This is a genomic window from Arthrobacter sp. SE2, assembly GCF_058244265.1.
Genome location: NZ_JBZAYA010000014.1, coordinates 45496 through 69464 on the forward strand (window position 1 = coordinate 45496; position 23969 = coordinate 69464).

Here is a 23969-nt window from a genome sequence, read left to right on the forward strand (position 1 = left end):
AAAGGGGTCGCTAAGCGCCCCTGACGCGGACTTGGCTACTCGGCAAACACCTGCTTGGCGACCGCCATGGCGGACATCGCCTTCGGCCAGCCGGCATAGAACGCCAGGTGCGTAATCGCCTCGCTCAATTCGGCCTCGCTCAGTCCGTTGGCCTTCGCGAGACGCAGGTGGCCAAAAAGCTGTTCAGTGCTGCCGCTTGTCACGAGACAGGCAACGGTGATGAGGCTCCGGTCCCGCTTGGCCAGTTCGGGGCGTTCCCAGACGTCAGCGAAGAGAACGTCGTCGGTGAGGGAGGCAAGTTTGGGCGAGATGTCTCCGACGAGTTGCTGGGCGCGGGATTGTTCAGTCACGGTGTTCTCCTTGTATGTGATTCGTTTACGGGGGCGAAGGGTCCGCCTTCAGCGGCCTCCATGTCGTCCACGGGTGCCCAGCTGTTGAGCAGCCGGAGCCCTTCCTCGGACCGGGAACCCGGTTCGGCGGCATAGATGAGCAGGGTCAGGCCCTCGTCCGTGGTCAGTTGCATGGCCTCGTATGTAAGTTCCAAATCACCGACCACGGGATGCCGAAGGCGCTTGGTGCCGTTTCGGTGGACGAGGACTTCGTGCGAGGCCCAGAGCTGGCGGAAGGGTTCGCTGTGGGTCGCGAGTTCGCCGATGAGGTCGGTGAGGCCTTTGTCGTAGGGGTGCTTGCCGGCCTCGGCGCGAAGGGTTGCGACCATGCCGCGGGCCATTTCCGGCCAATCGGGATAGAAGTCTCCGGCGCGTGGGTCCAGGAAAAGGAATCGAGCGGTGTTTCCTGGCCGTCGGGGATCGACGAAGATCGGCGCGTAGAGCGCCCGTCCCAGACGGTTGCCGGCAAGGAAATCGGCTTTGCCGTTTCTGACCCAGGCCGGTGCGGCGATCGAGTCGAGTATGCGCTGCACAGCCGGACGTACGTGGAGCGCCGCAGGACGTGCGCGGCGGGCCCCGCTGCTGTTGGCCGTGTTGGCGAGATCGTAGAGGTGGGCGTGCTCAACCTCGCTCAGCTGGAGCGTGCGCGCGACTGCGTCGAGAATACTCTCAGAGACACCGGAGATGTTGCCGCGCTCCATGCGCACATAGTAATCAACGCTCACGCCGGCGAGCATCGCCACTTCCTCCCGGCGAAGGCCCTTGACGCGCCGGCTACGTCCATAGACGGGAATCCCGGCTTGTTCCGGCGTAACCCGGGCGCGACGCGACGTCAGGAAGTCCTGCACCTCGGTCCTGTTGTCCATTTCATTACCTTAGTTTCGACGACGGCGACGCACGGGTCCGCTGATTCAGGCCTGGCCTGCGGGGCGGAGCAGGATTTCGTTGATGGTCAGGCGCCGCGGGCGGCTGACGGCGAACGCGATGACTTCGGCGATGTCCTCGGCCGTGACAGTCACCTGGCTGTACAGCGCCTCGGCGCCCTGTCGGGCCTGCTCATGCGTGATGTGGCTCGGAAGCTCGGTGGCAACCGCCCCGGGTTCGATGACCGTGACCCGAACCCCCGGCTGAAGTTCCTGCCGGAGTGATTCGGACCAGCCGTTCATTCCCCACTTCGTCGCGGCGTAGACGCCATTGCCAGGCCTGGCCGTCCTGCCGGCGACAGAAGAGATGTTGACCAAGTCCCCGCCACCATCTCGGAGCTGGTCCAAAAAGACCTCCGTCGTTGTGATCGCCCCGATCAGGTTGACTTCGATCATCTGGCGGTAGTCCTCCTGCTGATCCAAGAGAACGGACCCAGCAGCATGATCCCCGCGTTGTTCACCAACACGTCAGTCCCGCCGAACTCTGCCTTGACCCGCTCCGCAGCGGCCACCAGGGAGCTGCGGTCGGTAACATCCGCCTCAATGGCAATAGCAGCGTCCCCGAGCTCATCAGCCAACGCCTGAATCCGGTCGGACCTCCGTGCGAGGAGGGCGACACGGTAACCGTCTGCGGCGAGGGACCGCGCCGTGGCGGCCCCGATTCCCGACGACGCCCCGGTGATGACGGCAACCCGCCCTTGTCCAGTACCCATGATTTGTCCCTCTTCCGTGAAAGCTTGTCTACTCGCTTTCAATCCTAGGAACGCACATCGGAATGAGGCAGGGTCCGCTATTACCTGTTTCCCGATGAACTCCGGGGTCCGGGATCAAAGCGGTGGATATCTTCTGAGGCCCACTACTCCGCCCGCGGCAATCAGGGTTCCGCCGAAGGCCACCAGGATTCCAGCCACTGAGACGGTTGGAGCGACGGGATGGTCGCTCTGTGCGGTCGAGCCGGGGTCGATCCGGGCGGCGGCCAACGTCGAGGCTGAATTTTGCGTCGAGGAGCTCGGGCTGGACACGATCGGCGAAGGCACTGCAGCGACGGTTGTGGCAGGTGGCGCCACCTGGGCGGGTGCCGGTTCGGCGGTCACCGCCGGCGAGGGCGTCGAAGCGCCACTGGGAGGAACCGCGACGCCGGGATCCGGCAGGGGTTGCGGTTGAACCGGTGGGCTAGCCGTGGCCGACGGGCTGGGTTTGTCCGATGGCCGGGGAGATGGGGAGTCGCTTGGAGAGCACATGCCAACCACCCCTAGAAGCCCTTGCGAATCGCAGTTTGCGGCCCCCGCTCTCTCTGCTGGCGCAAGTGCGATCAGGCACAACGCGAAAGGGAGCGCGACGAGGGAAACGGGAACCTTCCGGCGAGTCATGGCTTCGACTCTACCTACTCCGCGGCAACTTGGGAGGGAAGTGGCGTTGGCTTCAATCCCTGAGCTGCCCCAGAATCCGGGCCAGCTCGGCCCGATCCTCGGCGCTGAGCCGGGCAAAGTACTCGGAGGACTTGCCGCGCCGTTCGGCGCTGATCTTCGCGAAGAGCTGCTGCCCGGTTTGTGTTGCGGCGACAAGGGTGGCCCGCCGGTCTGTGGGGTCCGGATCACGACGGACGAGGCCTTTGACCTCCAGCTGATCCACCACTTCCGTGGCCGAACGCGGCGCAATGCGCAGCCGTTCCGCCAGGTCTTTCAGTCGCATCGGCTCCCCGGGCGCTGGGCGCATCAGCGTCATGAGAGCCCGCCACTGGTGTGGCGTGAGCTCCCAGGGCGAGAGCTGCTCGGCCCAGGTCCGGCGCAGCCCCCGGAAAGCGGCATGGAAGAGATCGCCGAGGTCGGCGGAATCAGAGGGCTGTGAGTGCATGCTGCCAGTCTAGCAATTTGACCAGTAACCACATAGTGAGGTAACCTCTGCATTAGTAGGCGCGATTCCCGCGCCCCGCTCGCCACTGGAGGTGGTGCTTATGACGGAGAATATCCTCACCCAAAATCCCCATCGACCGGGCGTTGGAGCCCGAAGTCCCGGCCGCGGCCCCGCCCGCCTCAATCCCGCGGACCGCACCCAGTTGAAACAGCACCCCGTGAGCCTCAAACGGATCGCCGGGCTGTTCACCCCGCACAAGGCGACCATCGCCGTCGTCGTGCTCCTCATCAGCGCTTCCAGCATCATCGGCCTGGCGCAGCCGTTCCTGGTCCGCCACATCATCGACGTCGCGCTCCCCGGCAAGGATCTGCCGCTTCTCGCATGGCTGGCCGCCGGATTGATCGCCGTGGCCGCCGCAACCGCGCTTATTGGCGTGCTGCAAACCTGGATGACCACGGGCATGGGCCAGAAGATCATGCATACCCTGCGCACGCGACTGTTCACCCACTTGCAGAAGCAATCGCTCGGATTCTTTACCCGGACCCGCAGCGGCGAGGTGCAGTCGCGGTTGAACAACGACATTTCCGGCCTGCAGCAAGTCATCACCTCCACCGCCACCGGAGTTGCCTCCAACCTGACCACTGCCATTGCCACCGCCATCGCGATGGTGGCCATTTCACCCGGGCTCTCGCTCCTGTCCCTGATAGTGATCCCGCCGGCGGTCTGGTTCACCCGCCGGGTGGCCCTGCTCCGGCGCAACATCACGTCCACGCTGCAGAGCGAACTGGCCACGATGAACACGCAGGTGGAGGAAGGCCTCTCCGTCTCAGGTGTCCGGCTCTCCAAAACCCTCGGAACCACCAAGCGCGACGCCCACCGCTACACGGAAAGCTCCAAACGGCTGATCGGCCTGGAGATGCGCTCCCAGTTGGCCGGCCGCTGGCGGATGTCCACCATGGGCATCATCTTCTCGGCCATTCCGGCGCTCATCTACCTGGCTGCCGGACTGCCCGTCACGAGCGGCGGCATGACCATCGGCACGCTCGTCGCGTTCACCGCGCTGCAGTCCGCCATCTTCCGCCCGGTCATGAGCCTGCTGGACCTCGGCGTCCAATGGGTCACGGCGATGGCCCTGTTCAGCCGCATCTTTGAGTACCTGGACTTGGCTCCCGAAATCACTGCCCCGGCGCACCCCGTTGCCCTGGACCCGGCCGCAGTACGCGGCGAAGTCCGTTTCGAGAGGGTCAGTTTCGCGTACGACGGCGGCGCTGAAGTCCTGCACGGCATCGACCTTACGCTTCCGGCCGGCACCAGCACTGCAATCGTGGGACCCACGGGCTCCGGGAAATCGACGCTGGGCTCGCTGGTCCCGCGACTGCATGACGCCACCGCCGGGAGGATCACAGTTGACGGCGTGGACGTCCGCGACATCGCCCCGGAGGACCTGACGAAAATCGTTGGTGTCGTGTCGCAGGAGACGTATTTGATTCACGACACCATCCGGGAAAACCTGTTGCTGGCTGCGCCCGGAGCGGACGACGCCGTGCTGTGGAGCGCGCTAGCCTCCGCGCAGATCGCGGACCTGATCGCGAGCTTGCCCGACGGCCTGGACACGATGGTCGGCGCCCGCGGCCACCGGTTCTCCGGCGGAGAACAGCAGCGCCTGGCCATTGCCCGAACCATACTGCGCAATCCCAAAGTGCTGGTCCTCGACGAGGCCACCTCCGCCCTGGACAACGCCACGGAGGCCCAGGTCCAGGCGGCGCTCGACCGCCTGGCGGTTGGCCGGACCACACTCACCATTGCCCATCGGCTATCCACTGTGGAGAAAGCGGACCAGCTGGCGGTCCTTGCTGGCGGTGCGATCGTAGAGTTCGGAATACCCGGTGAGCTTCGCGATGCCGGCGGAGCGTACGCGCGGCTTGTCGAGGCCGGAGGGACGGTGGAGTTTGCCGCCGCGGCGGCCCGCCTCACGGCATGAACCGGTACCCGATCCCTACCTCGGTGATCAGGTGGCGCGGGTTCCCGGGCTCCGGTTCCAGTTTCCGGCGGAGCTGGGCCATGTACACGCGCAGGTAATTGGCTTCCTTGGCGTAGGCCGGCCCCCAGACCTCGCTGAGGAGCTGCTGCTGGGTGATCAGCTTCTCGGGATTCCGCACGAAGAGATCAAGGATCCGCCACTCGGTCGGCGTCAGCCGGACGTCTTCGCCGTCGCGCGTCACGCGTCTCATGGCCAAATCCGCAGTGAATGATTCAGTGACCAGCACCGGCGGTTCATCGCCTGGATCCGACGTGCGCCGCAGGATCGCCCGGAGACGCGCCAGCAGCTCGTCGAGCCCGAAGGGCTTGGTGATGTAGTCGTCCGCACCGGCGTCCAGGGCTTCAACCTTGTCGTCGGAGCCGTGCCGGGCGGAGAGGACCAGGATGGGCACGCTGCTCCACTCACGCAAGCGGGTGATGACCGTGGTTCCGTCGATGTCCGGCAGACCCAGGTCGAGGATCAAGACGCCCACCGGGTGCTGGGCTGCAGAGCGCAAGGCCGATTCGCCGTCGGACGCGGTGGCCACGGTGTAACCGTGGGCTTGGAGCGTAATCCGCAAGGCCTTGACGATATGGGGATCGTCGTCCACTACCAGGACGTTGCTCATCTCGCCTCCCCGGATGCGCTCTCCGGGCTGCCCGACGGCGGCACATGGCGGCGCTGCAAAAGAACCGATTGCGCTTCCATGGGAGCTTGCGCCTCCTCGTGCGGGAACGCGACCCCTGTGGACAGCGGAAGCCGAATGACAATGGTCAGGCCACCGCCCGGAGTCGCTTCCGCGGTGAGGGTGCCTCCCATCGCTTCCGTGAATCCCTTCGCCACGGCGAGCCCCAAGCCAACCCCGGTGGTGGAAGGGACGTCGTTGAGCCGCTGGAATGGCTGGAACATCCTGACCACGCTTTCGGCAGGGACTCCTTGGCCGTGGTCGATGATGCGCAGTTCCCCCGACGGCCTCCCGTCCAAGGTGGATGAACTGAAGCCACCCGCGGCTCCCACCAGCACAACATCGGAATCCGGAGCGTACTTGATGGCGTTCTCCACGATGTTGGCAATGACGCGTTCCAGCATTCCGGAGTCGGCGTCGATCTCCGGCATGTTTCCCGGCAGGTCGACGCGCACCCGGCCCGGCGGTATGCCATGGAGGGCGGTCGGAATCACTTCGTACCAGCGCACCGGGCGAATGAGGGCGTTCACCGAGTCCGAGGTGATGCGGGACATGTCCAGGAGGTTCCCCACGAGGACGTCGAGCCTGTCCGAGCATTCCTCGATGGTTGCCAGCAGTTCCTGTTCCTCCTCGGGCGTGTAATGGACGTTGCTTTGCCGCAAGCCGCCCACGGCCAACTTGATCCCGGCCAACGGAGTCCGCAAATCGTGGGAGACGGCGCGCAGGATGGAGGTTCGCATGGTGTTGCTCTCGGCCAAGCGCATGACCTCCCGTCGGCTGGCTGCCAGTTGTCGCCGCTCGAGCTGGGCCGAAAGGTGCGCTCCGAAGGCGCTGAGCAACCGGCGGTCGCTGGCTGGCAGGATGCGACCGGACAGGACCAGCCGGGTTCCGGCGTCGATCTGTTCGGTGTTCTCGCCGCCGTCGGGCAGTAGTGGTGCGGCCTCTCCGGCCTTCGCGACGAGGCGCCAGCCGCCGGTCTCCGCGTCAGCCAGGCCTCCCGCCTTGAACAACGCGGCACCGCGCATCTGGAACACGTCCAGCGCTTGCTTCAAGAGTCCCTCGACAGTGTCCTCTGCGCTCGATGCCCCCCGCGTGAGGTCACCCAGGGTGGTGGCCTCGGCACGGGCACGGGCAGCTTCCTTGGAACGCCTGGCCGATACGTCCACGACGGCGGCCACTGCGGCTGAAACGCCCACGAAGACGAGCAACGCGAGGATGTTCTCGGGGTCGCTGATGGTCAGGGTTCCCACGGGCGGTATGGAGAAGAAGTTCACCAACAGACTGCTCCACAGGGCACCGAGCAGGGCGGGCCACAACCCGCCGACCAGCGCCACGGCAACCGAGCCCGTGAGCTGGAGGAGCACCGCCGTCGCGATGCTGTGCGAAGGGCTCGCGGCCAGCAGGAGCTGCAAAAGAACCGGAAGGACCACAGCCATGGCAAACCCGACGACCACCCTGGTGCGGCCAAGGTCCCGCTGCCGCCGACGGTCGACGCCCCGCCCACCCAGCGGATGCGAAACCATGTGCACGTCAATATCGCCGGAGTCACGGACCACCCGGTTGCCGATCCCCCGGCCGGTCAGCCGGGCGACGAGGCTCCGGCGTCGGGAAATCCCGACGACGATCTGCGTCGCGTTCACGCTGCGGGCGAAGTCAAGCAAGGCTTTGGCCGGATCCTCCCCCGCCACCGTGTGGTAACTGCCGCCCAAATCCCGGACCAAAAGGCGCTGGGATTCCAACGCCTGCGGAGATTCCGACGCCACGCCATCGGCGGCGCGGACATGCACCGCTAGCAAGTCGCCGCCGTTGACGCGCTTGAGGATCCGGGCGGCACGGCGGACGAGGACTTCTCCTTCAGGGCCGCCTGTGAGGCCGACGACTATGCGTTCGCGGGCTGGCCAGCTCGCCTCGATCCCCTGTTCCGAACGGTACTTCGCGAGCCCTTCGTCCACGCGATCGGCCAGCCACAGCAGGGCCAGTTCCCGTAATGCCGTCAGGTTGCCCATCCGGAAATAATTGGAAAGGGCTGCGTCGATCTTGTCCGCCGAGTAGATTTTGCCGTCGCCCAGCCGTTGCCGCAGCAGTTCCGGGGAGATGTCCACAAGGTGTATTTGATCGGCACGCCGCACGACGTCGTCGGGCACTGTCTCCGCCTGCCGGACGTCGGTGATGGCACTTACGACGTCACCGAGGGATGCCAGATGCTGCACGTTGACGGTGGAGAGGACGTTGACACCGGCGTCGAGCAGTTCCTCGACGTCCTGCCAACGCTTGGGATTTCGGCTTCCTGGGATATTCGAGTGAGCGTATTCATCGACGACGGCGGTGCGCGGCTTACGTGCCAGGACCGCGTCGACGTCCATCTCTTCAAAGCTGGTATCCCGGTACGCGATGCTGTGCGATGGAATGACTTCCAGTCCGTCCATCAAGGCCCGGGTGTCGCTGCGCCCATGATCCATGGCGAAGGCCACCACTACATCTTCACCGCGCCCGCGGAGCCGGTGGGCCTCTTCAAGCATGGCGTAGGTCTTCCCTACTCCCGGGGCTGCCCCGAGGAAAATGCGCAGCGTTGCCCGTGCCATGTGGTCATTCTTTCACTTGTTGAACGCGGCGGTTCCCCGCGCTGAGCTGGCCACACTCGCTTGGCCGATTTCCTTCACTTGGCCGGCACCGCTGCGGCTATGTCCAGGTTCAGCTCCGTGACGTTGACGGACGGCTGGCCCAGGAAGGCCTCGAGTCCGGTGACTGTGCGGCGGTCCACCATGGCCTGCACCGCCTCCGGGGTGAGCCCGTGGGCCTTGGCTACCCTAGGCACCTGGAGACGGGCATAGGCGGGCGAGATCTGCGGGTCCAGCCCGGAACCGCTGGTGGTCACGGCGTCCGCCGGGACGTCGGATTCCTTGACCCCCTCCGCGGCGGCGATGGCGGCCCGGTTGGCTTTGACGGCATCGAGCAGTTTGGGATCGTTGGGTCCCAGGTTGCTGGCGGTAGAACCGGCGGTGTCCCACTTGCCTGCCGAGGGGCGGGCGTGGAACCACAGCGGGTTCTGGGTGCCGGCGTCGTTGGCGGAGACTTGCGCAATCAGGGCGGAAGCGGCGGGCTTACCGGCCGAGTCTTTCACGATGGAGCCGTTTGCTTGGAACGGCGCAACGGCCTGTCCGATGCCGAAAATCGCCAGTGGGTAGATCAATCCGAGGACAACGGTGGCGAGGAGCAGGAACCGCAGGGCCGTTCCTGCTTGCCGAAGATAGCCGGGAAGGGTGTTCATGGTGGCTCCTAGCCGATGCCGGGGATGAGGGAAATGAGCAGGTCGATGAGCTTGATCCCGATGAAGGGAGCTATGAGCCCGCCGAGGCCGTAGATGGCCAGGTTCCTGGCCAGCGCCTGGTTTGCCGAGACAGCGCGGTACTTGACGCCGCGCAGGGCGAGCGGAACCAGGGCGATGATGATGAGGGCGTTGAAGATCACTGCCGACAGGATGGCCGAGGCCGGCGATGCCAGCCCCATGATGTTCAAGAGCCCCAGTCCGGGGAAAGCGCCCGTGAACAGGGCTGGAACGATCGCGAAGTACTTCGCGACGTCGTTGGCGACCGAGAACGTGGTCAGGGCGCCGCGGGTGATGAGCAGCTGTTTGCCGATGCCCACAATGTTGATGAGCTTGGTGGGGTCCGAGTCCAGGTCCACCATGTTGGCGGCTTCCTTGGCGGCGGGTGTACCGGAGTTCATGGCGACTCCGACATCAGCCGCGGCCAATGCAGGCGCGTCGTTCGTGCCGTCGCCGGTCATGGCCACCAGCCGCCCTTCGGCCTGTTCCTCCTTGATCACGGCCATTTTGTCTTCCGGGGTGGCTTCGGCCACGAAGTGATCCACCCCGGCTTCGGCTGCGATCGCTTTGGCCGTGATGGGGTTGTCACCCGTGATCATCACTGTCCGGATGCCCATCCGGCGCAGTTCGGCGAAGCGGGCGTGCATGCCCGGCTTGACCACATCGGCCAAGTGGATGGTGCCCAGGACCCGGGCTCCGCCGTCGTTCCCGACGCCGGCCACCAACAGCGGGGTGCCGCCCTGGGCCGAGATCTCCTGCACCTTGCGGTCCACCTCGGCCGGCGTCTGGCCTCCGGCGTCAGCGACAAACTTAGCGACGGCGGCTGCGGCGCCCTTCCGGATCTTCCGCCCGTCGAGATCCAGGCCGCTCATACGCGTGCTTGCACTGAACTCGACAACTGCGAACTCTTCCGAACCTTTCAAGAGAGCGGCAAGGTCCGGGCCCCCGACGCCCTTTTCCGCCGCGAGGTCCACGATGGAGCGTCCCTCCGGCGTCTCATCGGCCAGGCTCGAGAGCCGGGCCGCCTCGATGAGTTCGGCTCGATCGACGTTGTTAGCGGGGAAGAAATTGACCGCGCGCCGATTGCCATATGTGATGGTGCCGGTCTTGTCGAGCAGAAGCGTGGTGATGTCTCCGGCGGTCTCCACCGCGCGGCCGGACGTGGCCAGGACGTTGTGCTGCACCAAGCGGTCCATGCCTGCGATGCCGATGGCCGGCACGAGCGCCCCGATGGTCGTGGGAATCAGGCAGACGAGCAGAGCCACCAGCACGATCGGCGATGGCGTGGCCCCTGCCAGGGAAGCGAACGGCGCCAGGCTCACCGTGACCGCCAGGAACACGATGGTGAGGGAGACAAGGAGGACGTGGAGTGCGATTTCGTTGGGCGTCTTTTGCCGGACTGCGCCTTCCACGAGCTTGATCATCCTGTCGATGAACGTTTCGCCCGCCTCAGCCGTAATGCGGACGGCGATGCGGTCCGAAAGGACCTTGGTACCGCCGGTCACCGAGGAGCGGTCGCCGCCGGATTCACGGATCACGGGCGCCGATTCACCAGTGATGGTGGATTCATCTACGCTCGCCAGGCCTTCGATGATCTCGCCATCGGAAGGGATGACGTCACCGGCTTCGCAAATGACGACGTCGTTCTTCCGCAGTTCCGTTCCCGGCACTTCCTTGAGGGTGCCATCGGCGTGGCGGAGCCTGGCGACAACGCCTTTCCTGCTGGCCCGAAGGCTGTCCGCTTGGGCCTTGCCCCGTCCCTCGGCAATGGCCTCCGAGAGGGTTCCGAAGAGCACCGTCAGCCAGAGCCAGACTGTCACCGCAATGCCGAACACGGCGGGTTTGAGGAGGCAAATGGCTGTGCAGAGAGCCGCCCCGACCAGCACGGTGAACATCACCGGAGAGTGGATCATCTGGCGTGGCCCCAGTTTCCTTACTGCAACCGGCAGGGCGGTCCGGATACTGGCAAGGTCCAGCTTGGCCGGAGCCTTGGTGTGGTGCTTGTGCTCCCCCGGAGTACCGAGGGGATTTCCGTCTGCGTAGGTCTGGGCGGCGGTGTCCGAGGCTAATGCCGTGTTGGACCGGGTCATTTGAGGAGTCCTTCTGCGAGGGGGCCCAAGGCGAGGGCCGGGAAGTAGCTCAAGGCGGTCATGATGACTGTGACGCCGAGCAAGAGGGAACCGAAGAGCCAGCCATGGGTGGGAACTGTGCCGGTGGAGGCCGGGATCTTGGGTTGTTTCGCGAGGGAACCCGCCAGGGCAAGCACCAGCACGATGGGGAGATAGCGGCCCAGGAGCATCGCGAGTCCCATCATCGAGGACAGATACGGTCCAGAGCTGGTGATCCCGCCGAAGGCCGAGCCGTTGTTGTTGGCTCCGGAGGTGAAGGCGTAGAGCACTTCGCTGAATTGGTGCGGGCCGGAGGCCGGCGCATTGGCAATGGCGTCCGGAAGCAGGACCGTGATCCCGGCGAGCGCCAGCACGATGACGGGTGTCACCAGGATGTACATAGCCGTGAGCTTCATTTCCCGGGGCCCGACTTTCTTGCCCAGGAATTCCGGAGTGCGGCCCACCATGAGCCCGGCGATGAACACGGACACAATAGCGAGGATGAGCAGGCCATAGAGCCCTGATCCTGTGCCGCCGGGGGCCACTTCGCCGAGCATCATGTTGACCATGGCCACGCCGCCGGCCAGGGGCGGCAGGGAATCATGGGCAACGTTGATTGCCCCCGTGGAAGTCAAGGTAGTGGCCGTGGCAAAGATCGAACTCTGGGCCGCGCCGAAGCGCTGCTCGAAGCCCTCGCCTAGGCCGCCCGCCACTGCGGTTGCCGTCCCTTGCGCGCCGGCAACGGCCCAACCCATCAGCAACGTGGACGCCAGCCAGAGCGTGCCCATGACGCCGACGACGGTGTACCCCTGCCGCTGGTCCCCCACCATGCGGCCATAGGCGTACGGCAACGCGGAAGGAATGAGCAGGATCAGGAAGACTTCGAACAGGCTGATGAAGACGTTCGGGTTCTCGAGAGGATGCGAGGAGTTGGCATTGAAGTAGCCGCCGCCGTTGGTGCCGAGGATCTTGATGGCTTCCTGGGAGGCTACTGGCCCACCGGGAATGGTCTGGGTGACACCTGTTGCCTGGTTGACGACGTCGGTAGACCAGAAATTCTGCACGACGCCGCCAATCACCATCACGACGGCTGCAAGCGCGGCCATGGGGAGCAGCACGCGAAACGAGGTGCGGGCAAGATCCACCCAGAAATTTCCCAGCCTGTCCGTCCGTGTGCGCGCGATGCCGCGGATCAGTGCGACCACCACCACGATTCCGACGGCGGCAGAGAGGAAGTTCTGCACGGCCAGGAGGCACATCTGCACGAAGATGCCCACGGTGGTTTCAGGCGTGTACGTCTGCCAATTGGTGTTCGTGGCGAAGGAGATGGCCGTGTTCATGGCCGTCCAAGGATCTACGCCTGGGAGGGAATTGTTCCCCGGCAGGACGCCTTGAAGCCGCTGGAGGAGGAACACCACCAGGATGGACACTGCGGAGAAGACCAGGACGCTGCGTAGGTAGATCGACCAGCTCTGTTCGGCGCCCGCATCCACTCCGGCCAACCTGTAGAACAGCCGCTCCACTCGGCTTGACTTCTTGCCCTCAAACACGCGGGCAAGGTAGATCCCCAGGGGCTTGTGCGCCAAGATCAGCAGCAAGAGCAGGACGGCCACCTGCGTGACGAAGGAGGCAATGCTGAAAGCCATCCGGAATCACCACTTTTCCGGGTGGATCAACACGGCCAGCAGGTAGCCGAACAGACACAAGCCTGCAATGAACAGGACCAACCACATCACGGCGTCCGCGCTCACTGCCCGTTCACCGGCCCATCGCCGTCGACGATTTTGCCCAGAAGGTGGGCAATCCACATCACGATCCCCATGGACACCACGAAGATCCCCACAACAGCCATGTCGGCCATTGGAACGTCCTTTCATCCGCGCCCCGTTTGCGGGGCTGATGTCAGTCAACTCCTTGGCAGGCCGCGAAAATCGGTTCCTGATGGTTCCTTAACACGGCAAGGCCGAATCTTGACGGATTCTTAACAGGTGCGACGCGACTTCCGGGACATCGACGTTAAGGATTCATCAAGATCGGCCTCAACCAGCGAAAACACCTGTAGTCGGTGCTATCTTCAGCAATGATCGCGGTGCCTGCGCGTCGCGCGGAAAGGACACCATGACTACCCTGAGCAGGCCCCCGGCTGATCCTTCGGCACCACGGCCCGGTGGTATGTCTTCCTTGCGGACGTGGTTGCTGTTCGGACTGCAGGACTCCAAAGGATCGCACCAGGGCCCAGGCGCGGTGGGCGATTCCCATCTGAAGAAGCATTCGTGGTGGCAGGTCATGTGCCTCACCGGCGTCGACTATTTTTCCACCCTCGGCTACCAGCCGGCCATCGCAGCCTTGGCCGCGGGAGTGATCTCCCCCTTGGCCACCATCGTGCTGGTGGCCGTCACGCTGCTTGGCGCCCTGCCTGTGTACCACCGCGTCGCCGGGGAAAGCCACCGCGGCGAGGGATCCATCGCCATGCTTGAGCGCCTCTTGCCACGCTGGGGTGGGAAGCTCCTCGTCCTCGTGCTCCTCGGGTTCGCGGCAACGGACTTCATGATCACCATGACCCTCTCGGCCGCGGACGCCACGGCCCACGCGATCCAGAATCCGCTCGCCCCGGGCTGGCTGCAGGGACAGAACATCCTGGTTACGTTGTTCCTGCTGGCCCTTCTGGCCGCCGTGTTCCTCCGCGGATTCAAAGAAGCCATCGGTGTGGCGGTCGTCCTCGTCATTGTCTATCTGGGCCTCAACGTCGTTGTCGTGTTCGCAACTTTTGTGGAGGTGTTCGCCCATCCGGTCGCAGTGGGCGACTGGTGGCATGCATTGTCGACGTCGCACGGAAACCCCTTCATGGTGGTCGGCATCGCGCTACTCGTTTTCCCCAAGCTCGCCTTGGGCCTGTCCGGTTTCGAGACCGGAGTCGCCGTGATGCCCCAGATCCGGGGTTACGGATCCGACACCGAGGAAAACCCTGCCGGACGAATCAAGGGAACCCGCAGGCTTTTGAGCACGGCAGCAGTCATCATGAGCTGCTTCCTGATCGCCACCAGCTTTACCACCGTTGTGCTCATTCCGGACCAGGAATTCCAGGCCGGCGGCCAGGCCAACGGTCGTGCCCTGGCGTTCCTGGCGCACCAATATCTCGGGGTCGGCTTCGGCACCATCTACGACCTGAGCACCATCGCCATTCTCTGGTTCGCCGGCGCCTCCGCCATGGCCGGGCTGCTGAACCTGGTCCCGCGTTATCTTCCACGCTATGGAATGGCACCGGGATGGGCCCGGGCAGTGCGCCCCCTGGTGTTGGTCTTCACCCTCATCGGGTTCCTGATCACTTTCCTTTTCAACGCCGACGTCGACGCCCAGGGTGGTGCGTACGCCACCGGCGTGTTGGTGCTGATGACATCGGCAGCCGTCGCGGTGACCCTCTCCGCGCGCCGCTTGAGGCAGCGCAAGCGCGTTGTCGGATTCGGCATCATCGCCCTAGTGTTTATTTACACCACTATTGCCAACATCTTCGAACGTCCCGAAGGCATCCGGATCGCCGCGATCTTTATCGTCGGGATCATTGTGATCTCCCTGCTTTCCAGGATCCGGCGCTCCTTTGAACTGCACGCCACCCACGTCCATCTGGACCGCCAGGCACTGGAATTCATGTCCACCAACCTGAGCGGCCCGATTGCGCTCATTGCCCACGAACCGCTCCGCCTCACCGCAGAGGCCTACCGGGACAAACTCACCTCAGCCATCGAGGTCAGCCACATTCCGGTGGATTACCAGGCGCTCTTCCTGGAAGTGATTGTGGACGATTCCTCCGACTTCGAAACCGCACTCGAAGTCCGTGGGGTGGTTCGGCACGGACACCAGATCCTCGAAGTCCACGGCCCGGTGGTCCCCAACACCATCGCTTCAGTGCTACTGCACATCCGCGACGTAACAGGCCTCATGCCGCACATCTACTTCCGCTGGACCGAAGGCAACCCGGTCATCAATCTCCTTCGCTTCCTGTTCCTCGGCGAAGGGGAGATCGCCCCGGTCACCCGGGAAGTCCTGCGAGAAGCCGAACCCGATGTCAGCCGGCGCCCGTGGGTCCACGTGGGCTGAGGGCGGCAACAGGACGCCCTGACAGCGCTGCTGTCAGGGCCGCTCCGGCACCTCGCCGTTCGCTACCGCTTCGATCCAGTCGACCGCCTCGTCCGAGAAATAAAATCCCGAAGGCCCGTTTCGACCAACCCACCACGCATCCGAAGTAATGACGCCTCCAACTTGGGTGATCTCGGCGGTTATGTCCGGGAGCACCGCATCGCCATTGTTCTCGATCAGCCATTTTTGGGTCGACGGCTTCAGCTTCGGCCACCAATGTTCGATACTCATGGCCGAAGTCTGACATGCCTGCCGCCTTTGCTCGAGTCCTGCCCGTTAAGAGAGTGCTAATTCTTCGCCTGCGGGCGTATGGAAACCATTAATACCGCCGGGGACGGGTCCTTTCGGTGATCAGATCGAGGAAAGAATTCCTGGCCACCCGGGCCGTGGACGGTCTCCGCAGGAGCTGACGTAAGCATGAAGCGCATTGGCTTTACCAACGGAACGGCATCCGATGCCACGGTCCCAGGCACGCGTCCGAAAGACTACGTCGTGGTCGATGACATCGCAGAGTTCACCTACTACCCGTCCGAGGCGGCGATGCTGGAAGACCTCGAGTACGTGGACGAAGCAGCTTGCGTCCTTGACCGGGGAGGCAATGACTGCCGCCTCACCCCGGATAAAGACAGGAACCTGCGCCTCGGTCCCTCGTTCGGGCTTGTGGAATTCAGCTGGCTCCGCCAGGCATGGATGAACAACCGGCACCGGAATCTGCAGGCGCATCGCTTGCAGCGCTTCTACCCGACAACCCTGGAGGCGCTCCTTGCCGGACTGTTTGAAACCCTTGCCCTCGAACGCGCCCGCAGCGCCGCCGGGACACCATGGGTGCTCAACCTTGGTGGAGAAGAAACGCACCCGGCGACGCTGAGGGAGGTCGATGGGCTCCTCGCGGGGCTGGATCACCTTGAACAGGCCACGGTGCGGGATCCTTTCGGCCATGAATACCGGCCAGTCCGCCACCAGACCCACCGGCACCTCGCCCCGGGTGCGGGCTCGATCTACTACGTCGAAATTCCCCCTCGCGGGCGCGACCTCCGGCAGTCAGGCGTCCAGCACTGAGGCACCACTCGCGCGACGGCAAGGCGGCTCCCAGCTGTTAAGAGAGTGCTAAATCTCCGCACTGCCGCACATTGAAACCATTGAGACTGCCGGTTGCGGGACTTTCGTTGACCTCGAGGGAAGAACTAATGGCCACCCGGGCCGCACCGGGCCGAAAATGATTCGGAGCATTCAGAATCATAAATCCCACCCTGTCCGCCTTTATCCAAAAACCAAGATAATTTCGGATAGTACGAACATGTTCTCTTGCGCGTTCGGCACGCGCTTAGGGTGGTTAGGCATCGCGCGAAAGGTGCACTTCGGCTGTCACCCCACCCATTGGGAGGTATGTCTTTCAGCCATGTGACTGTCGAACCGTGCCTTCCCTGTGGAACTGTGGCGGTCGCCCAAGGTGATACTCATTGCCGTTCATCCGTGCCTTGTTCAGCCGAGGCGATCCGGACGGAACTCAAAGACAGGTCGGAGGTGGCTCCTGATGATTCCGAGCGCAACGGACCTATCCATTCTTCGGCCGAGGCCCCATCCGGGCGCTAGCGGCCCTCCGTCCGGAAGGAGGTTCCTCACCCACGCTGATTTTGGCCTCATCTTACTGTCGACATCGGGTGTGCCCAGGTCGTCCCCGTCCAGGCCGTAGCGGCGCTGCACTGATCGGGGATCATTTCCCCGGTTGGGCTTGAAGATGTGAGCGAGCGTCGGGGAAAACACCCTCATAGGTGAGCGAGGATCGGGAGGGACATGCCTACGCCGGCGGCGCCGTGGATTCGCGGACCACGAGATGCGTAGCGAGCTCCACCCGCCGTGAGTCCACCGCGTCACCCCGCATTTGGCGTAGGACGAACCGCAGGGCGGCGCGGCCCATTTCCTGCAGAGGCTGGGACACGGACGTCAGCGGAGGGACCGATTCCTCCGCTTGGTAGGTTCCGTCGAATCCCACCACGCTGATGTCCTCCGGGATGCGGATCTTTTGCCGGCGCGCCTCGGCGAGTACGCCCAAGGCGATGCTGTCGCTTGCGGCGAAGATTGCCGTTGGGCGCTCTTCGAGTTGAAGCAGCGTTTTCATTCCCGCCACACCATTCTCGGAGCGGAAGGGTCCGGACAGGATGTAGCGCTCCTCGACGGGCACCCCTTTCGCCATCAGCGCCGCCATGTAGCCGTGCAGCCGGGCCTGGTTGCACTCGGCCGCTTCCGGCCCGCCCAGATAGGCGATCCTGCGGTGCCCTAGATCCAGCAGGTGGGCCGTGGCGGCCTTGCCTCCGGCCCAATTGCTGGCACCGACGCTGACCACGTCACCCGGCGGCGGGTTGAGCGGGTCGATGACAACAATTGGTATCTGCCGCCGTCGAAATGGATCCAATTGTGCCGAGCTGAACGCCGAGGTCACCACGATCATGCCGCTGCGGCCTTCGTCGACGATCCGCTGCGCCCGTTGCTCGAGGCTCAGCTTCGACGCCGATTGCTGGCCGGTGATGTTGAGCAGGACTTCGACGTCGGAGGCGGCCGCGTGCTCCAGCACGCCATTGAGCACTTCCACTCCATACGCCGAATTCAAGGTGTCGAAGACAACCTCCACCACGGGCCGGCGGCTGGCGGTGTTCTTTCGCTGAAGCGGCGACTTGTATCCTGTCCGCTCCAAAGCGGTCAGGACTTTGGCACGTGTATCAGCCGCAACGTCCTCGCGCCCATTGACCACCTTCGAGACGGTCGGCATCGAGACGCCCGCTTCCCGGGCGATCGCGGCCAATGTCACCTTGGCGGGACTTTCGCTGCTGGCCATGGATCCTCAACTCTTTCGAAATATTTCGTTGACATAAGTCTGAGCGGCGAGGCGAGCAGAGTCAATCGCCATTTCGTAAAAGAGTTGAACTTTATGCCTGATTTGCCTTGACGGTGACCCACGCCATAGCTAAATTTGCCTAACGGAACGAAAATATTGTCGAAATATTTCGAAGATTCGGATCAAGCATATTCAGCGGCAGTGCAGCCTCGCTCCCCGAAGGCCGGACTCCCGAAACCAATAGCCGGGCAATCAGCGTCGAGCCCGGAGGACGAACGGAATTGCAAATGCTAAAACTCACGTTGCGCTCAGCAGCGATCGCCGTCACTGCTGCGGCCGTATCGATCTCCCTCGCAGCTTGCGGATCAAGTGGACCGGCAAGTTCAGCAGGAAACGCCGATTCGGCCACCATGTGGGGCCTTACGGGCGGTAACCAGCCCGTACTTCAGAAGTCCATCGATGCATGGAACAAAGCCCACCCGGACGAGACCGTCAAGCTCGACTTCTTCGCGAACGACGCGTACAAGACCAAGGTGCGCACCGCCGTCGGCGCCGGCCAGGGACCCACCTTCATTTACGGTTGGGGCGGCGGCGTGCTGAAGTCCTATGTCGACACCGGCCAAGTGGCCGACCTGTCGGACTTCGTAGCATCAAACCCCGATGTCAAGAACCGCTACCTGCCGTCCGTGCTCAAGAACGGCGTGATCGACGGCAAGACGTATGCCCTGCCAAACAACAACGTGCAGCCCGTCGTCCTGTACTACAACAAGGATGTCTTCGATAAGATCGGCGCGCAGGCCCCCAAGACCTGGGATGAACTGATGGCATTGGTGCCGAAGTTCAAGGCTGCAGGCATCGCTCCCTTCTCCCTAGGCGGCCAGTCTAAATGGCCTGACTTGATGTGGCTCGAATACCTGGTGGAGCGCATCGGCGGACCCGACGTCTTCGCGAACATCGCCGCCAACAAGCCCGGCGCCTGGTCCGACCCGGCCGTCAAGGAAGCCCTGAGCAAGATCCAGGATCTGGTGGACGCCGGCGGATTCGCCAACGGCTTCTCCTCCATCGCCGCCGACAGCAACGCGGACCAGGCCCTCCTTTACACCGGCAAGGCCGCCATGATCCTGCAGGGTGGCTGGATCTACCAGAGCATGAAGAAAGACGCCGCGGACTTCGTCAAGAACGGCAAGCTGGGCTACGTCACCTTCCCCACCGTTTCCGGCGGCAAGGGCGATCCGGCCAACGTCGTGGGCAACCCGTCCAACTTCTGGTCGATCTCTTCCAAGGCAACTGACAGCCAGAAGAAGGCGGCGCTCGACTACGTCAAGAGCGGAATGTTCACCGACGCCGACACGCAGGCCTTGATCGACTCCGGAGCCGTTCCCGTGACCACAGGCATCGAAAGCAAGCTGGCCGCATCGCCGGACAAGGACTTCCTGAGCTACGTGTACGGCATGGCCAAGAACGCCCCGAGCTTCACCCTCTCGTGGGACCAGGCCCTCAGCCCTGCCCAGGGAGACGCCATGTTGGCGAACCTGGACCAGATCTTCCTGAAGAAGATCAGCCCCGATCAGTTCGTCTCTACCATGAACGCCACGATCGGAAAGTAACCAGTGTCTACCTCAACCGGTTCTTCCCGGCGGGTCCTTGAAAAGGGCCCGTCGGGGTGGCTGGCCGCACCAGCCCTCGTCTTCTTCCTCCTCTTCGCCATCATCCCGCTCTTCGGCGTGCTCTTCCTCAGCTTCACCAAATGGGACGGGCTGGGCGAAATCAAGCTGGACGGCTTGTCGAGTTGGACCACGGTCCTGACTGATCCCGTCACCGGCAATGCGCTGTGGGTCACCGCCAAGATCATGTTCTTCTCGTTCATCGTCCAGGCTCCCATCAGCTTGCTCCTCGGAGTCTTCACATCCGCGTCCCAGAAATACCGCGCGGCCCTCGCCGTCCTCTACTTCGTGCCGCTGCTGCTGGTCCTCCGCCGCCGTCGCCATCGCCTACAAGGCCCTCTTGGACCCGAACTTCGGCCTTGGCCCGGGCCTGGGCCTTCCATTCCTGGCCCAGGACTGGCTCGGCAACTCGGATCTGGTGCTGTTCGTCGTCGTCTTCGTTATCGCTTGGCAGTTTGTCCCGTTCCACACGCTCATCTACCAAGGCGGCGTACGCCAGATCCCGGCGTCGCTGTATGAAGCGGCCCAAATCGACGGCGCCGGGCGCGTCCAGCAGTTCTTCGCCATCACCTTGCCCCAGTTGAAGTACACCATCATCACGTCCTCCACCCTCATGGTGGTCGGCTCGCTGGCCTACTTCGATCTCGTCTTCGTCCTCACCGGCGGAGGCCCCGGCTACTCCACGCGGCTGCTACCGCTGCACATGTACCTGACCGGCTTCAAGGCCAACGACATGGGGGCCGCGAGCGCCTTGGGCGTCATCCTCGTGGTGATCGGCCTTGCCCTGGCCCTCCTCCTGCAAAGACTCGGTGGCAAGAACCGCAACGCAAGCCAATTGGAAGGTGCCTGATGGCTTCCACAACCCAGATACCCGCACCGCCGGAAAGGCGCACCGCGCAAAGCAACAAGCAAAGCCACAAGCATGGCCAGCGATCAAAAGGCGCCAAGGGCCCCGGCCGGCTCCGTCCCAACTATCTGGGCGGTCTGGGCGGCTGGCTTTGGCTGGCGATCATCATCGTTCCCATCTACTACGTGGTAGTGACCAGCCTGAAGAACCAGGCCGGGTTCTTCACCTCGAACCCGATGATGCCGCCCACCGAGCCGACCCTCGACAACTACAAGCTGGTCCTGGACAACGACTTCGCGATGTACTTCGCCAACAGCCTGATCGTCACAGTGGGCAGCGTTGTACCTGCACTCTTGGTCTCGTTCATGGCCGCCTACGCGATCGTGCGGGGCAAGGGCCGGTTCCTGACGTGGACGAACAACACGTTCCTCCTGGGCCTGGCGATTCCCTTGCACGCCACGATCATCCCCATCTATTGGATGATCACCAAGGCGCATCTCTATGACACCTTGTTGGCGTTGATCCTCCCGTCCATCGCGTTCGCCATTCCCATTTCCGTCCTCATCCTGAGCAATTTCATGCGCGATGTTCCCAACGAGTTGTTCGAGTCCATGCGGCTCGACGGATGCTCGGACTGGGCCATGATGTGGCGACTCGCGCTGCCCATGACGCGGCCCGCCGTCGTGACCGTGGGCATCTACAACGCGCTCGGAGTCTGGAACGGCTTCCTTTTCCCGCTGATCCTGACCCAGAGCCCGTCCACCCGCGTGCTTCCGTTGTCCTTGTGGACCTTCCAGGGCGAATTCAGCGTGAACATCCCCGCCGTGCTGGCTTCCGTGGTGCTGGCCACTTTGCCGCTCCTGGTCATCTATGTGGTGGCCCGCCGCCAGCTGCTCAGCGGGCTGACCGCCGGATTCAGCAAATAGCCAACGCTCTTTTGAAGTTCACGAAAGGAACACAATGACCACCGCAAAGCCCTTACGCGTCGGCATGGTCGGCTACGCGTTCATGGGTGCCGCCCACTCCCACGCCTGGCGGACCGCGCCGCGGTTCTTCGATCTCCCCCTGGACCCCCAGCTCACCGCGCTTTGCGGCCGGAACGACGACGGCGTCCGGGCCGCCGCGGGCAAGCTCGGCTGGGGATCGGTGGAGACTGATTGGCGCCGGCTCCTCGAGCGGGACGACATCGACCTCATCGACATCTGCACCCCGGGCAACACGCACGCCGAGATCGCGATAGCAGCCCTCGAAGCTGGCAAGCACGTGCTCTGCGAGAAGCCCCTGGCCAATTCGGTGGCGGAAGCGGAGCGGATGACCGAAGCCGCCCAGGCCGCAGCGCAACGCGGCGTGTTCTCAATGTGCGGGTTCAGCTACCGACGCACCCCCGCGTTGGCCCTCGCCAAGCGGATGGTCGAGCAGGGCCGTCTGGGAAACATCCGGCACGTGCGGGCCCAGTACCTGCAGGATTGGCTCAGCGACGAAAACGCGCCCATGACCTGGCGGCTGGACAAGTCCAAGTCCGGGTCCGGCTCCCTGGGCGACATCGGAGCGCACAGCATTGACGCCGCTCAGTGGGTCACAGGGCAGCACATCACGGGCGTTTCCGCGCTCCTGGAAACGTTCGTCCACGAGCGGCCGTTGGCCGGTGACCTCGTGGGACTCGGCGGCCACGGCGACGTCGGCGCGGATGCGCCGCGCGGTACGGTCACCGTTGATGACGCGGCCATTTTCAGCGCCCGTTTTTCCGGCGACGGGCTCGACGGCGGCGCTAATTCCGCGGGCGCCGTCGGGGTCTTCGAGGCCACGCGTTTCGCGCTGGGGCGGAAGAACGCGATGCGCCTGGAAGTCAACGGGACGAGGGCATCGCTCGCGTTCGACTTCGAAGAGATGAACGTCTTGTCCTTCTACGACGCGGCCGAATCCCCCGACGCCGGGTTCCGCCGGATCTTCGTCACCGAACCAGGCCACCCCTACGCCGGAAATTGGTGGCCCACGGGGCATGGGCTCGGTTACGAACATGGCTTCACCCACCAGGTGGTGGACCTCGTGACCGCGATTGGCGCTGGCGAGCAGCCCTCGCCGTCGTTCGCTGATGCCCTGCAAGTGCAAAAGGTGCTGGCCGCCGTCGAAAGCAGCGCCGCAGCGTCCAGCCGCTGGCAGAAAGTCTAGGAGGGAACCCCGATGACAAGACCCATCACACTATTCACCGGCCAGTGGGCCGATCTGCCCTTCGAAGAGGTCGCCCGGCTCGCGGGTGAGTGGGGCTTCGACGGGCTGGAAATCGCCTGTTGGGGAGACCATCTGGAACCCTACCGTGCCTCCGTGGACGACAGCTATGTCCAGGATCGGCTCGACATCCTTGAGAAGAACGGCCTTCAGGTCTTCGCGATCGCCAACCACCTCACGGGCCAGGCGGTGTGTGACGACCCTATCGATGAGCGCCACCGGGACATCCTGTCCGATGAAATCTGGGGCAATGGTGATCCCGAAGGGGTACGCCGACGCGCCGCGGAGTCCATGAAGGCGACGGCACGGGCCGCGGCACGCCTCGGCGTCAAGACCGTCACGGGATTCACGGGCTCCTCCATCTGGAAGGCCGTGGCCATGTTCCCGCCTGCCTCGGAATCGATGATCGAACGTGGCTACCAGGATTTCGCGGACCGCTGGAACCCGATCCTCGACGTGTTCGACGAGGTGGGAGTCCGCTTCGCCTTGGAAGTCCACCCCTCCGAGATCGCCTACGACTACTGGACCGCAAAGCGCGCCCTGGAAGCTGTAGGCCATCGCGAGAGCTTCGGGCTGAACTTCGATCCGTCCCACTTCATCTGGCAGGACCTGGATCCGGTGATGTTCCTCCAGGATTTCGCACCGAAGATCTTCCATATGCACGTCAAGGAATCCATCCGCCAGCTCAATGGCCGCAATGGCCGGCTCGGATCCCACTTGCCATGGGCGGATCCGCGCCGTGGCTGGGACTTCGTCACAGCAGGCCATGGGGATGTGAAGTGGGAGCCGATCTTCCGCACCCTCAATGCCATCGGCTACGAGGGGCCAACCAGCGTCGAGTGGGAAGACGCGGGCATGGACCGGCTCGTCGGAGCGCCGCAATCGTTGGCCTTGGTCCGGGAACTCGCCGCTATCGCCCCGCCCGTCGCCGCATTCGACGCGGCATTCTCAAGCCGCTGAC

The 23969-nt window shown here is 63.9% G+C and carries 19 protein-coding genes and 2 pseudogenes; 9 read left to right on the forward strand and 12 right to left on the reverse strand.

Going from position 1 to position 23969, the window contains the following annotated elements:
- Nucleotides 1–35: 35 nt before the first annotated feature.
- The 3 genes and pseudogenes from AC4CS3_RS17935 to AC4CS3_RS17945 form a co-directional block, all read right to left on the reverse strand.
- Complete coding sequence (locus tag AC4CS3_RS17935) at nucleotides 36–350, reverse strand: carboxymuconolactone decarboxylase family protein (protein WP_441414139.1); 315 nt, start codon at nucleotides 348–350, stop codon at nucleotides 36–38.
- The gene (locus AC4CS3_RS17940) at nucleotides 347–1255 is read right to left on the reverse strand and encodes a helix-turn-helix transcriptional regulator (RefSeq protein ID WP_490784562.1); all 909 of its coding nucleotides are present in this window, start codon (nucleotides 1253–1255) and stop codon (nucleotides 347–349) included. Before AC4CS3_RS17940 ends, AC4CS3_RS17935 begins: the two co-directional genes overlap by 4 nt.
- Before the next feature lie 45 nt (nucleotides 1256–1300).
- Nucleotides 1301–2025, reverse strand: a pseudogene (locus tag AC4CS3_RS17945) (SDR family oxidoreductase).
- A gap of 94 nt (nucleotides 2026–2119) precedes the next feature.
- On the opposite strand from AC4CS3_RS17945, the gene AC4CS3_RS17950 reads away from it, so the two are divergent.
- Nucleotides 2120–2476 (forward strand): hypothetical protein, encoded by a 357-nt coding sequence (locus AC4CS3_RS17950; protein WP_490784563.1) that lies wholly within the window; start codon nucleotides 2120–2122, stop codon nucleotides 2474–2476.
- Nucleotides 2477–2734: 258 nt separating this feature from the next.
- Here the strand turns inward: AC4CS3_RS17950 and AC4CS3_RS17955 are convergent, their stop codons facing one another.
- A complete protein-coding gene (locus tag AC4CS3_RS17955; protein ID WP_490784564.1) occupies nucleotides 2735–3166 on the reverse strand; it encodes a MarR family winged helix-turn-helix transcriptional regulator in 432 nt (143 codons plus the stop codon).
- A 100-nt stretch (nucleotides 3167–3266) separates the two neighbouring features.
- Here AC4CS3_RS17955 and AC4CS3_RS17960 point away from each other — a divergent pair, with 100 nt between their 5' ends.
- Nucleotides 3267–5147, forward strand: a complete 1881-nt coding sequence (locus AC4CS3_RS17960; RefSeq protein WP_490784565.1) for an ABC transporter ATP-binding protein — start codon at nucleotides 3267–3269, stop codon at nucleotides 5145–5147.
- On the opposite strand, the gene AC4CS3_RS17965 is transcribed toward AC4CS3_RS17960, so the two are convergent.
- The 6 genes from AC4CS3_RS17965 to AC4CS3_RS17990 all read right to left on the reverse strand — a co-directional run bounded on the left by AC4CS3_RS17965 (nucleotide 5137) and on the right by AC4CS3_RS17990 (nucleotide 13037).
- Nucleotides 5137–5814, reverse strand: coding sequence for a response regulator (locus tag AC4CS3_RS17965; RefSeq protein ID WP_441414143.1), 678 nt, complete (start codon nucleotides 5812–5814; stop codon nucleotides 5137–5139). The genes AC4CS3_RS17960 and AC4CS3_RS17965 overlap by 11 nt on opposite strands.
- Nucleotides 5811–8453: a DUF4118 domain-containing protein gene (locus AC4CS3_RS17970; protein WP_490784566.1), complete on the reverse strand. Its 2643-nt coding sequence runs from the start codon at nucleotides 8451–8453 to the stop codon at nucleotides 5811–5813. Before AC4CS3_RS17970 ends, AC4CS3_RS17965 begins: the two co-directional genes overlap by 4 nt.
- 74 nt (nucleotides 8454–8527) lie before the next feature.
- The gene (gene kdpC, locus AC4CS3_RS17975) at nucleotides 8528–9139 is read right to left on the reverse strand and encodes a K(+)-transporting ATPase subunit C (protein ID WP_490784567.1); all 612 of its coding nucleotides are present in this window, start codon (nucleotides 9137–9139) and stop codon (nucleotides 8528–8530) included.
- Nucleotides 9140–9147: 8 nt separating this feature from the next.
- A complete protein-coding gene (gene kdpB / locus AC4CS3_RS17980) occupies nucleotides 9148–11286 on the reverse strand; it encodes a potassium-transporting ATPase subunit KdpB (RefSeq protein ID WP_490784568.1) in 2139 nt (712 codons plus the stop codon).
- The gene (gene kdpA, locus AC4CS3_RS17985; RefSeq protein WP_490784569.1) at nucleotides 11283–12950 is read right to left on the reverse strand and encodes a potassium-transporting ATPase subunit KdpA; all 1668 of its coding nucleotides are present in this window, start codon (nucleotides 12948–12950) and stop codon (nucleotides 11283–11285) included. Before kdpA ends, kdpB begins: the two co-directional genes overlap by 4 nt.
- Before the next feature lie 6 nt (nucleotides 12951–12956).
- The gene (locus AC4CS3_RS17990; protein ID WP_231497388.1) at nucleotides 12957–13037 is read right to left on the reverse strand and encodes a potassium-transporting ATPase subunit F; all 81 of its coding nucleotides are present in this window, start codon (nucleotides 13035–13037) and stop codon (nucleotides 12957–12959) included.
- A gap of 385 nt (nucleotides 13038–13422) precedes the next feature.
- Here AC4CS3_RS17990 and AC4CS3_RS17995 point away from each other — a divergent pair, with 385 nt between their 5' ends.
- Nucleotides 13423–15399 (forward strand): APC family permease, encoded by a 1977-nt coding sequence (locus AC4CS3_RS17995; protein ID WP_490784570.1) that lies wholly within the window; start codon nucleotides 13423–13425, stop codon nucleotides 15397–15399.
- Between the two features lie 33 nt (nucleotides 15400–15432).
- Here the strand turns inward: AC4CS3_RS17995 and AC4CS3_RS18000 are convergent, their stop codons facing one another.
- Nucleotides 15433–15669 carry a hypothetical protein gene (locus tag AC4CS3_RS18000; RefSeq protein ID WP_441414149.1) on the reverse strand — a complete coding sequence of 79 codons (237 nt, stop codon included), beginning with the start codon at nucleotides 15667–15669 and terminating at the stop codon, nucleotides 15433–15435.
- 186 nt (nucleotides 15670–15855) lie between these two features.
- On the opposite strand from AC4CS3_RS18000, the gene AC4CS3_RS18005 reads away from it, so the two are divergent.
- Nucleotides 15856–16497, forward strand: a complete 642-nt coding sequence (locus AC4CS3_RS18005; protein WP_490784571.1) for a hypothetical protein — start codon at nucleotides 15856–15858, stop codon at nucleotides 16495–16497.
- A gap of 739 nt (nucleotides 16498–17236) precedes the next feature.
- Here AC4CS3_RS18005 and AC4CS3_RS18010 read toward each other — a convergent pair.
- Nucleotides 17237–18271, reverse strand: a complete 1035-nt coding sequence (locus tag AC4CS3_RS18010) for a LacI family DNA-binding transcriptional regulator (protein WP_236813675.1) — start codon at nucleotides 18269–18271, stop codon at nucleotides 17237–17239.
- Nucleotides 18272–18558: 287 nt separating this feature from the next.
- On the opposite strand from AC4CS3_RS18010, the gene AC4CS3_RS18015 reads away from it, so the two are divergent.
- The 5 genes and pseudogenes from AC4CS3_RS18015 (at nucleotide 18559) to AC4CS3_RS18035 (ending at nucleotide 23968) form a co-directional block, all read left to right on the forward strand.
- Nucleotides 18559–19878, forward strand: a complete 1320-nt coding sequence (locus AC4CS3_RS18015; protein ID WP_490784572.1) for an extracellular solute-binding protein — start codon at nucleotides 18559–18561, stop codon at nucleotides 19876–19878.
- A 3-nt stretch (nucleotides 19879–19881) separates the two neighbouring features.
- Nucleotides 19882–20785: pseudogene (locus tag AC4CS3_RS18020) on the forward strand (carbohydrate ABC transporter permease).
- Nucleotides 20785–21708, forward strand: a complete 924-nt coding sequence (locus tag AC4CS3_RS18025) for a carbohydrate ABC transporter permease (protein WP_490784573.1) — start codon at nucleotides 20785–20787, stop codon at nucleotides 21706–21708. Before AC4CS3_RS18020 ends, AC4CS3_RS18025 begins: the two are co-directional and overlap by 1 nt.
- 34 nt (nucleotides 21709–21742) lie before the next feature.
- Nucleotides 21743–22951, forward strand: coding sequence for a Gfo/Idh/MocA family protein (locus tag AC4CS3_RS18030; RefSeq protein WP_490784574.1), 1209 nt, complete (start codon nucleotides 21743–21745; stop codon nucleotides 22949–22951).
- A 12-nt stretch (nucleotides 22952–22963) separates the two neighbouring features.
- The gene (locus AC4CS3_RS18035; RefSeq protein ID WP_490784575.1) at nucleotides 22964–23968 is read left to right on the forward strand and encodes a sugar phosphate isomerase/epimerase family protein; all 1005 of its coding nucleotides are present in this window, start codon (nucleotides 22964–22966) and stop codon (nucleotides 23966–23968) included.
- Nucleotide 23969: the final 1 nt, after the last annotated feature.